Raw genomic sequence first — 11,340 nt, forward strand, 5'->3', positions numbered from 1 at the left:
TTTCATGGTTTTTTTGTCTTTTTTTATTGCCAATTCAGTTTATCTTTTTAATCAGGCATGTACTTAGAAATGAAGTACAAAAAGATGTTAAAATAGGAAGAATTCTATGGATAGTCTGTTTTTTCCCATATCAATTATATTACGTTTGGAATAAGATGTAATGATGTTAAAATTGTATAGTTGGTTAAATGATAGCGATCCTACTACCTGTGTGACTTAATCGATGGGCTAAATAAGCCTTCAAATCCCAGTCAGGATAAATGCCCCCCAATAATAAGGACTAGGATATTTTTTTCTCAATTCCTGTTGTGCTAACCTCAGTGATTCCCTCATAGGAGTACCGTTAGTCCAATAGGTGTAGAAATGTGTCATCAACTTTTGAGTGGCTTCATCGTCTACTTGCCAGAGGCTCATTACCAGGTGTTTTGCTCCAGAAACCCTCAATGCGCGCTGAAGTCCATAAACGCCTTCTCCATGAGACTCAGTACCCTTTGCTGTTTCACATGCACTCAACACCACTAGCTCTGTCGAGTCGAGGTTTAGGTTAAGCATTTCGTAGGAAGTCAGCAAGCCGTCCTCATGGAGTTGATCGTCTTCCACACCTGACATAACCAACCCCGAACTCATCATGGCTTCTATAAATGAAGAATGGCCTTCTGTTGGTTTAAAATATCCATGCGTAGCGATATGAATCAAATATGGGTTTTCAATTGACTTTAAGTTGCCTTCACTTGCATGTTCCTCAAGGAAGGTGTCCGGTTGCCAATCTGCATTTCGCAATAGTTGTTCAATTTTCTTTACTTCAACACCGGTAGCTGGTAATTCGTCATAATATGTAGGTTTTTCAGCTTTACTAAACTTGGGCTCGCCAAATAATACAGCCTTTTTAGAAGCTGATTTTGGGCTGTCTGCTTCTAACAGTTCTTTGGTGTTGGTCAGGATTATGATGTCAGTCTCATCAAGCACAAACTGGTTTTCTTCTGTATTATAAAGCGTGTTAAGATTGATTTGGTTGTAAATACCATCATTTGAAAAATATATGCGTTTGGGCATTTGATTTTGAGGCATATACTGTTGAATAGAATCTATGATGGGCTGCCAATAGGTCTTATATGAAATAGTATCCTGCATTTGATAAGTAATAGCATTACGATATTGCTGAAAATATTGCTTGTCAAGGTGTTTAGATTGGGTGCTCATAACGAGCGACATCACAGGGCGATCTTTTGTTTCTGAAGTAAGAATGAGCGCACCGTATATCAGTCCATCAAAAAAGTTAATCATTTCAACGGCAGCCTCATTAGGCTTTAGTTTCTGCTGTATTTTTTGCCATGAAACATTGTCAACCACAAAACCACTTCTAAAGCTTCTTGAATGGTTAGTTAGCCACCGCTCATATTGCTCAATTTTAAATTTTAGATTTTCAATTTCTATGGGATCATTATTTTCTTTATTCAGTAACCGAGCGAGTTTATTTTTAGATTGTTCCCAGAACTCATAACTGGCCACTAGTTCGGCATCTTTGGCATTAAGTATAGCCTGCCTCATTCGTTTACTGGCGTTAAGAATGATGGCCTTAGTACTTATCTGTAAATCGTAAAGTCTACCGGTAATATCAGGATTAACATAAGGTTCTTCACTTTCCTGTATGGTAAGGAAATTACCTGCCTCAAAAGCAAATGATTTGTAATTGTCGATGAAGTCTAATTGTTGCTTATAAAAAGATAGTTTTTCTTCATCACTGAGATAAGTGAAATTATGCCTTATCTCGTCTAGGAGGTTATCAATGAGAATGTTAAAAGTTGAGTCAGCCTGGGCATATTTGCCCGACCAATGCTGCGCCACCGCCAGGTTAGAAATCGTAGTCTGATAGAGTGGGGGATTAATAGCCTGTCGGCTTCGTTGTATATTAAGTGATTTATTAAAACTTTCAATCGCTTGTTCATAGTCTTCTATTTCTATGTACAACTCACCAAGATTATTTAAAATAACCATGTGGATATAGTTGTTATCCATGTTAGATGTTTCGATTAGCGATAATGCATCTGCCCAATATCTACTGGCATTATTCAGATTTCCAGCATTACGTTCTATGCTACCCAGATTTTGGATGGCATGAATTTTATCTAACGGATTCCTTGAATTTGCAATAAGATCATAATAATGCAAGGCATACTTTCGTGCGCTATCCAACTCACCAATTTCATTGTAATAAGTGGCTACGTTATTAATGGTTAGTTGATAGTTGCTCATAGAAGAATAGGTCTCTGGATAAGAATGCATATACCAGGGCAGGGTAATTTTTAAGGTGTTAATAGCTTCCTCAGTTTTGCCTTTATCGGAAAGTACAGTGGCTTGTAAACCGTTCGTTTGAAAAAGCAAGTTATTAAGATGGTGAATCCATTGCTGGTAGTGCTGTTCGTTTTGGTCTTTGATAGATTGAAATCCGCTCATGGCTAGTTGCAAATAGTAATCAGCACTATCGTACTTGGCGAGGGTGATAAAAAGCTTAGCGAATTCATTGTATTGTTCAATGTGCGAGTAGTGTGGTAGTTGATATACCTTTTTACTCCACTTAGTGGCAGCCCTTAAATTTTCTAATGCATCCTCATGCAGACCCAATGCCGATTGTGCCATGGCCTTGGTTTTGAGGCAGCTAATCAACAGCTCAGATTGTTCACCGTTATTGCTGGTAAGCTTCTTCAGAGCTTTATCGCATTGCTCTAATGCGTCTTCAAATCTTCCTTCTTTGTATGCTTCAACTGCCTTGTTGCTAAGTTTAGTTAGGTTTTGTGCAAACGAATAACTACACAGATGTACAGCTAAAAAGAGTAGTAAGGTTCTTATTAAAGCAAAGGCCATTGTCAGTTATAAACCTTAAAAATACTCGAGTTATAGCTGTAATTCAAGAGGGTTTTAAATTGTACTCAATTATTTATAAAGTTCTTAGAGGTCGTTAGCTAGGGTTAATCCTGACCTTTGGTTTTGTACTCACATAGTTTAATACATTGTATTCATTATGTATATAATGTATATTTGTAAAATGAGAAAAAATATCGATATCGATGACTCACTTTTAACCAAGTTGAAAGTAATTGCTGCTCTAGAAGACATGAGCGTAAAGTCGTTAATGGAAAAAGCTGTTTCATTCTTTATTGAGTATAAAGAAAAGGAACGGCTAAATGCAATGTCAACAGAAGAAAAAGAAGATTTAGGCCTTTTGTTATTGATGCAGCAAGCTGACACTGATGATGCCGTTAGCAGAGATAAAATCATGAAATCGTTAGAAGGCTAATGCTGGTAATATTCTTAAAATCTTTCTTGAATGACATCAAAAAGATAAATGATGCTAAACTTAAACAACGCTTGAAAACTATTATTGAGAAGCTCGAAAGCGAAGAATCATTGGAGGAAATTGCTAATCTAAAAAAGTTAAGGGGCCATCCAACAGCATACAGAATTAGGTTAGGCGATTATAGGATAGGTTTGTTTTATGATCAAGAAGAAGTTAAACTTGTTCGTTTTTTAAAGCGAAGTGATATTTATAAACTCTTTCCTTAAACATGCTCAACCTAGTAGTTCTTTCTGGAGCCGGTATTAGTGCTGAAAGTGGTCTCAAGACTTTCAGAGATGCTGGTGGACTTTGGGAAGGGCATGATGTAATGCAGGTGGCTTCGCCAGAAGGCTGGGCTGCCAATCCGCAACTGGTTCTGGAGTTTTATAACCAACGAAGAAGAGCGGCTTTAGAAGCTATGCCTAACCTCGGGCATACTGTTCTGGCGCAATTAGAAGAAGATTTTGAGGTCACGGTCATCACACAAAATGTAGATGAATTGCATGAAAGGGCAGGCTCATCTAAGGTGGTGCATCTTCATGGAAAACTAAGCGAAGCAAGAAGTAGTGTGGACGAGTCACTCATTTATCCTTTGGAAGGCAAAGACATTCAATGGGGAGATTTGTGCGATAAAGGTTCACAATTACGTCCTAATATAGTATGGTTCGGGGAAATGGTACCTATGATTGAGGTAGCAGCTAGAATCACAGAAAAGGCAGATATTTTTATTGTAGTGGGTACTTCTATGGCAGTTTACCCCGCGGCTAGTTTAATAGATTTCGTTAGGCATGATGTGCCTGTGTATGTGGTGGACCCAAGCACACCCATGATTCGCCACAATCCTAACATTACGTTTATTAGAGATAAAGCTACTACAGGACTTAAGACTGTCGCTAAAGAGTTAAGAGAGAAGTTTCATTAACGAGAAGCTGTCATTTCGCAGGCGAGGGTGTTAACCAAAAAAATCTTAGCCATCTTGCAAGTCAATTGGTTTCCTTCTGCATGGTAAAGATGTCTCCACTACGTTGCGACATGACTTTTACTTTGGATTCTTTTAAATTTTTGCGTTTGATATCCTGAGCTTGTCGTTTATGTCATCCTGAGCTTTTTGAAGTATAGACAATTGGAATCACTTTTCAGCTAACTCCTCCAAAAACTCTCTGAATTTCTTCTTATCATAATTAGCCATGCCAACATTTTTTGAGGCTACTTTACCATCTTTAGAAATCACAAACGTGGTGGGGATAGAGGGCACTCTAAACAGATCAGGTACATCGCTGGCCGCAATAAATGTTGGGAAAGTGAAGCCTTTCTTATCAATAAATTTTTTAGCCTTGGCTTCTGAATTGTCCATCGAAAGCATGACAAAAGCTATCTTATCTTTATCTACCTTATCGTATAAACTTTGGATATTAGGCATTTCTGCAATGCAAGGGGCACACCATGTAGCCCATATGTTAAGAAAAATCACTTTGCCTTTATAGTCCTCTAAACTAACGGTTTCACCATTCAGATTTTTCAGCTTAAAGTTATAATCTACCTTTTGTTCGGTATCTGAATCGGTATTAGTGTCAGCTGAAATAAGTCCAGTAGTTAATATTGCTCTTTGCGCTAAGGCTGCCACTTCCGTATGCAATCCAGTTAAATATAGTCCTAGAAATATGACTAATATGACGCCCCAGCTTTTCATCTCTTTTATAATTTTCTCTTTCACAATCAGGTAAACATTAAACATGCCAAAGTAATTCAATTTAACAATAACATGTATGTCCACTCATTGACAATTAATTAATTCTAATAAAATTTATTCAACAAAATCAAGAGTTGAACGACACTCATTTTTTGATACATTTGCCATCCTATTACGTATAATTTTGAATGATGATTGATAATATTTCTAAAGTAGCAGAAGAGCTATCTATAAGCTCTAAACAGGTAAAATCTGTAGTTGATTTGTTGGATGAGGGAGCTACTGTCCCCTTTATTTCAAGATATAGAAAGGAAGTAACGGGTAGCTTAGATGAGGTGCAGATTACTTCTATTCGTGACAGAGTAGAGCAATTAAGAGAGCTGGATAAAAGGCGCGAAGCAATATTAAAATCAATTGAAAAGCAGGAGAAATTAACGCCAGAACTTGAAGCTCAAATTAATAAAGCAGAAACACTATCTGAGCTGGAAGATATTTATTTGCCCTATAAACCAAAACGTAAAACAAGAGCTAGCGTAGCAAAAGAAAAGGGGCTAGAACCTTTAGCTAAGCTTATTTTCGAGCAAAATAGCATTGATGTAGACTCCAAGGCACTGGAATTTATCAATGATGAGTTGGGTGTAACGTCATCTGAAGAAGCTTTGCAAGGCGCCAGGGATATTATCGCTGAGTGGGTGAATGAAGATCAGGAGGTGCGAAAAACGATGCGTCAGTTATTTGAAAAAGAGGCGCTGATTGTTTCTAAAGTAATTAAAGGAAAAGAGGAAGAAGGTCAGAAGTATAAGGATTATTTCGATTGGAGCGAGTCAATCGCTAAAGTGCCATCACATAGACTATTGGCTATGCGCAGGGGCGAAAAGGAAATGATTTTGTCATTGGATGTGGCACCTGATGCAGATCTAGCGATATCCAAGATGGAAAAAATAGTTTTAAAAGGTTCTAATAAAGCATCTAAGCAAGTAGAAGAAGCCGTGAAAGATTGCTATTCAAGATTGCTGAAGCCTTCCATGGAAACGGAGATGCGCGTGGCAACCAAACAGTCTGCTGATGAAGAGGCTATTAAAGTATTTGCCGATAACTTAAGAGAGTTGTTGTTGGCCTCACCTTTAGGGCAGAAGAATGTACTTGCTTTAGACCCGGGCTTTAGAACAGGCTGTAAGTTAGTGGTGCTTGATAAGCAAGGAAAGTTGTTGTACAATAATGCCATTTATCCTAATGAACCACAGAAACGAATTGCTGAGTCAGGCGCTTTAATTAAGAGTCTTTGCGAGAAATATAACATTGAGGCAATTGCCATAGGAAATGGTACTGCAAGCCGGGAAACAGAGAAATTTGTAAAGGAGATTGGTTTACCAACTTCGATACTAATTCTAATGGTTAATGAAAGTGGTGCGTCCATCTATTCTGCATCTGATGTGGCAAGGGAAGAGTTTCCTGATCAGGATGTAACGGTGAGAGGCGCTGTTTCCATTGGTCGAAGATTGATGGACCCATTGGCTGAGTTAGTGAAAATTGATGCCAAGTCAATAGGAGTAGGTCAATATCAGCACGATGTGGATCAAACTTCATTAAAAAAGGGTTTGGATGATGTGGTTGTGAGTTGTGTAAACTCTGTTGGAGTGGAGCTAAATACTGCTAGTAAAGAACTGCTTTCGTATGTTTCAGGGTTAGGGCCTCAATTAGCGAAGGGTATTGTTGATTTTAGAAATGAAAACGGACCATTCACAGATAGAAAGTCCTTAACCAAAGTGCCAAGGTTAGGGGATAAGGCTTTTGAGCAGTCAGCAGGTTTCTTAAGAATCAGAGGTGCTAAAAACCCGTTAGATGAAAGTGCGGTACACCCCGAGCGGTATGAGTTAGTTGCGCAAATGGCTAAAGACCTTAATTGCTCCGTTTCTGACTTGATGAAAGATGCAGACTTGCGTAAGAAACTTGATTTGAAAAAATACATTTCAGATGATGTTGGATTACCTACATTAAATGATATCATGGATGAGTTAGCAAAGCCTGGCCGTGACCCTCGTGATAAATTCGAAGTATTTAGTTTCCAGGAAGGTGTAAATCACATGGAGGACCTTAAAATGGGAATGACTTTGCCCGGTATCGTTACTAACGTAACCAATTTTGGGGCATTTGTAGATATTGGTGTCCATCAGGATGGCTTAGTGCATGTGAGTCATTTGGCTGATAAGTTTGTGAGTAACCCGGCAGAAATAGTATCTGTGCAGCAAAAAGTGAATGTAACAGTTTTAGAAGTTGATATTCCAAGAAAACGCATTAGCCTTTCAATGAAAAGCGATCCGTTTGGTAAAAAGCCAGAACGAAAGCCGTCAAACAAAAAATCGCATTCAAATCAACAAAGCAATAACGAAGGTGATTTACAGCATAAGCTAAGTCAGCTCAAAGGAATGTTTAATGGATAATTCTGTTATTTTTTTTACCTTGGCTCTACCAACTGAAGCATAGATAAAATATGAGACTAGTCTTAATAGCAACGTTTCTGTTTTTTAGCGTACTGTCAGGTTATGCGCAAAAAATAAAGTACAAGGATTTATTTTTTCTGCTAGATACAGAAAATTATAAAGATGGCGAGCCATTATTAAAGCAGTATTTGAGCGATCCAAAGAATGCAGATGAGGGTAACCCGAATTTACAAATGGCTTTCATTTATCATAAGAAGGCTGATCAAACAGACATACTTTTAGATACGGACGATTATATTGCTTACGCTGATTCTGCGCTAAGTTTTTACGCCAAAGCCAAGCAGTTTATTGACGAGAAAGAGGTGAAAAAAAATGATGAGTACTATCAGGCTTATCAAAGAAGGGATATCCGTACTGGTAAATTCGGTATTAAGTTGGCCGATGTGCAATTCGATATTGAGAATAAAGTGAATGCCCTTAATGAGCGCAAAGCACAGGTGCAGGAACTTCAGATTTACTATACAAAAACAAAGGACAATTATCAGGATGCGCAATCTGCATTTAAGAAGATTAAAGATGATTATCCTACTGAAAAAATTCTTTTTCTAAGGGCTGATGAAGACCTGCTGGAAAGAGTTGAGAATACTAGTAACTCAGCAAAGCTGGCACTTCAAAATTTTGCCTCCTTTGAGTCTACAATTAAAAAGATAGATAAACCTGGCTACAGGCCGGCATTGCATTTAACGGACATTCTTGAATACGAAAAAGATGGGGAATCCCTCCTTATGCTAACCGATGATAACGTTCTGTTTTGGGATTATCCAAAGTGGGCTGAATCAGTTCAGAAAGGGTATAAGGAAGTAGTAATTCCAATGAGAATGGAATTAATTGAATATGATCAGCACTTGAATGATTTAAAAGCTAAGGTACTGACAGATTCAATGTCTTTGGCAGATCAAGTGAAACCGTTAGTAGGTGTTCTGGCCAAAATAAGAGAATATGATTCGGATCCGTTACCTGAACATATTTTTAAATATAAAATAGCTGAAATCAACAACGAGTCTTTTAAAATGTCCAATCTCTATTATAGAGATAGTAGTAATATCGACTATCAATTAAAAGTGGCTAAGACCAAATTTGGGTATGTAAAGGAAATGGACAGCCTTGTTAATTTATTGATTAGTAGGGATTTGAAAGAAGATAAACTTAATTATTCGAGCTATATAGAAAAGAAATATAACGACATAGTAGGGCTCGAAACTTATATTAAAGAGCAACTAGATCATGTGATTATAGCTAAAAAGATCGCCCAAGATGAAATTGATAATCTAGCTGAAAGATCACGTTGGTTAATAGGGGAGAATGACTCTATTCCCTTGTTTATGGAAGTTAATAGGGGCTTATCTAAGTATGTGCCACTGGTTGTAGATAAGAAGTTCACTTCAGGCTTCTACTTTTCCGGTAAAACAGCAGCTGAAGGTTATTTTGCTTTGATTGATCCGTCCAAAACACAGAAGCTTAAAGCAGTTTTTAAGATTGATAATGATCATTTCAGTAAACAAAATTTAGAAGTAACTAAAGCATATTTTACGGCAGAAGAGGCGGGACATTATTACTATGTTCTGTTTACAGTTCAACTGCCTGAGCAGGAAGAGTACGCAGCTACAGTTGCAAAAATATATACATCAGACGGACTTGCCTGGGTAAAAAATATTACGCTGGCCACAGCACCATTGGATCTAATTATCAATCCTAATACTGACGATCTGATTATTAACTATGATAAGGCCAATTATTATGGTGGAAAAGAGATAGCCGATCGATTGGTGCTTACCAAAAAAGGAGAGGTAAAGCAATAACATTCATTATTTAGTCGTGATCAGTATGGATGATTCATGAATCATCCATACTAAAACTATTCATGAAGTGCTTCAGAAAGTCATCTCCTTTAATTGAATTCTTTTTATTTAAAAGTTTTTCATAAAAAAAGCCCGATATATCGGGCCAACTATAGTTCTTCAGGTTTTTGTTTGATTATTTTCCAACCAATTTCTTCCAGTCGTTATATCTCACGGTAATTCTGCTCTGAATTTCATTGTAATTCTCCCATGAGTCTTTCACGTGATAAATTGAGGGTAGTTTCTTAACTAACACTTCGTCATAATCATTTCTGTATAGCCCACCACCATAATAATAGTAAGTAAACATATTACCATTTTTATTGAACAGCTCAAACCCTAAATAACCATCCCATATCTCACTTAAAATAGTGCAGGATATTTCTCTTCGTTTAAATCTAAAGATTTGCATATCAGCTTCTTCTTCGAAATATTCAGAGTATAAGTCATTATCTATAACCCAACCCAAATACATACCTATGTGTACATAGGCTTGCTCAATGGGTAAAGAATCAGGAAAATTTCCTAGAAAATGGCTTTTCGCATTATCGTAGATGGTCTTTTGGATGTCTTTTTTTTCTACCGTCATGATGTCACAATTTATCTGAAACGAAATATAGTCATTTGCACTTTAATGGAAAAACATATAACCAAAAACTATTGCAGCAATTATGCCTGCTATGTCCGCAATTAACCCAGCGGTTATTGCATACCTAATATTTTTGATATTCACAGATCCAAAGTAAACAGCCACAATATAAAATGTTGTTTCTGTCGCTCCACGAAACACACTCGCCATTTGTCCCACAAATGAATCCGCTCCATGGGTTTTAATTGTCTCAATCATCATACCTCTGGCAGCTCCGCCACTCAATGGTTTCATTACAGCAACCGGGAGGGCGTCCACAAAGTCAGTATTCAATCCACTGGCACTCACTATTATTCGCAAGCCTTCAATTAAATAATCCATGGCGCCTGAGGCTCTGAAAACTCCAATGCCAACGAGTATGGCAATTAAGTAAGGAATAATTTTAACAGCTATTTGGAAGCCTTCTTTGGCTCCTTCAATGAACGTACCATATAAGTCCACTTTATTTTTAAAGCCTAATACTAAGAAGCTGATCATTATTGAAAAGATAATAAAGTTACTGGCAAAGCCGGAAAACCTGTCTAATTCTGCAGGATTAAGTGTTGTTAGGTAATAAACAAGTAAGCCTATAAACAAAGTTAAACCACCCAGATAGGAGAGAATTACCCTATCCCAAAGATTAATTTTTTGATAAATTGAAACGGTGATCAGTCCCACTATCGTTGAGCAAAAAGTAGCCAACAGGATAGGTAAAAATACGTCTGTAGGATTGCTTGCATTAAGTACTGACCTATCCACTAAAATGGTTAGGGGAATGATGGATAAGCCTGAAGTATTTAACACCAAAAACATTATTTGAGAGTTGGAAGCCTTTTCTTTGTCGGTATTCAACTCCTGCATTTCATTCATGGCTTTCAAGCCAAGTGGAGTGGCAGCATTATCGAGTCCTAAGATATTTGCCGAAAAATTCATGATAATAGCTCCCTGAGCGGGATGATCTTTAGGTATGTCAGGAAACAATTTTGAGAAAAAAGGACCTACAAGTCGCGATAGAATTCTAACCATGCCACCCTCTTCTCCAATTTTCATTAAGCCCAGCCATAAGGCCATGACACCAGTCAGGTAAATGGATATCTCAAAACCGGTTTTTGACATCTCAAAAGTTGAGTTCACAATGTCAGTAAATACCTGCGTATCTCCAAAGAAGATAACTTTTACAAGAGCTGTTAGAAACGCAACGATAAAGAAAGCAAACCAGATGTAGTTTAGGGTCATAAGCCTCTTGATGTACAATATGAAGCTCGAAAATAACAATAAAAAGTAGAGACAAAGAAGGAAGGCCGGCTAAACCTGTTACTTTTAGTCCAAATATGGGATAAATAGTACCA

Annotated in this window: 9 protein-coding genes; 5 read left to right on the forward strand and 4 right to left on the reverse strand. The window is 37.5% G+C overall.

Going from position 1 to position 11,340, the window contains the following annotated elements:
* Window positions 1-240 precede the first annotated feature (240 nt).
* The gene (locus tag JR347_RS11730; protein ID WP_205720796.1) at window positions 241-2,862 is read right to left on the reverse strand and encodes a CHAT domain-containing protein; all 2,622 of its coding nucleotides are present in this window, start codon (window positions 2,860-2,862) and stop codon (window positions 241-243) included.
* A gap of 181 nt (window positions 2,863-3,043) precedes the next feature.
* On the opposite strand from JR347_RS11730, the gene JR347_RS11735 reads away from it, so the two are divergent.
* From JR347_RS11735 to JR347_RS11745, 3 genes are read left to right on the forward strand one after another with little or no spacing between them, the layout of a single operon-like run.
* Window positions 3,044-3,295, forward strand: a complete 252-nt coding sequence (locus JR347_RS11735; protein ID WP_205720797.1) for a hypothetical protein — start codon at window positions 3,044-3,046, stop codon at window positions 3,293-3,295.
* Entirely contained in the window at window positions 3,295-3,561 is a 267-nt protein-coding gene (locus JR347_RS11740) for a type II toxin-antitoxin system RelE family toxin (RefSeq protein WP_205720798.1), read from the forward strand. The genes JR347_RS11735 and JR347_RS11740 overlap by 1 nt, the downstream gene beginning before the upstream one ends.
* Before the next feature lie 2 nt (window positions 3,562-3,563).
* Window positions 3,564-4,256 (forward strand): SIR2 family NAD-dependent protein deacylase, encoded by a 693-nt coding sequence (locus JR347_RS11745; protein WP_205720799.1) that lies wholly within the window; start codon window positions 3,564-3,566, stop codon window positions 4,254-4,256.
* Window positions 4,257-4,463: 207 nt separating this feature from the next.
* Here the strand turns inward: JR347_RS11745 and JR347_RS11750 are convergent, their stop codons facing one another.
* Window positions 4,464-5,108, reverse strand: coding sequence for a TlpA family protein disulfide reductase (locus tag JR347_RS11750; RefSeq protein ID WP_235689643.1), 645 nt, complete (start codon window positions 5,106-5,108; stop codon window positions 4,464-4,466).
* A 104-nt stretch (window positions 5,109-5,212) separates the two neighbouring features.
* Here JR347_RS11750 and JR347_RS11755 point away from each other — a divergent pair, with 104 nt between their 5' ends.
* On the forward strand, window positions 5,213-7,465 hold the full coding sequence (locus JR347_RS11755; protein ID WP_317192600.1) for a Tex family protein: 2,253 nt from the start codon (window positions 5,213-5,215) through the stop codon (window positions 7,463-7,465).
* 50 nt (window positions 7,466-7,515) lie between these two features.
* Entirely contained in the window at window positions 7,516-9,324 is a 1,809-nt protein-coding gene (locus JR347_RS11760; RefSeq protein ID WP_205720800.1) for a hypothetical protein, read from the forward strand.
* 175 nt (window positions 9,325-9,499) lie between these two features.
* On the opposite strand, the gene JR347_RS11765 is transcribed toward JR347_RS11760, so the two are convergent.
* Together JR347_RS11765 and JR347_RS11770 are read right to left on the reverse strand one after the other, a co-directional pair.
* Complete coding sequence (locus JR347_RS11765; protein WP_205720801.1) at window positions 9,500-9,952, reverse strand: DUF7832 domain-containing protein; 453 nt, start codon at window positions 9,950-9,952, stop codon at window positions 9,500-9,502.
* Window positions 9,953-9,994: 42 nt separating this feature from the next.
* Complete coding sequence (locus JR347_RS11770; RefSeq protein ID WP_205720802.1) at window positions 9,995-11,227, reverse strand: nucleoside recognition domain-containing protein; 1,233 nt, start codon at window positions 11,225-11,227, stop codon at window positions 9,995-9,997.
* Window positions 11,228-11,340: the final 113 nt, after the last annotated feature.

Origin of the sequence: Fulvivirga lutea (assembly GCF_017068455.1) — a bacterium.
Classification (GTDB): Bacteria; Bacteroidota; Bacteroidia; order Cytophagales; family Cyclobacteriaceae; genus Fulvivirga; species Fulvivirga lutea.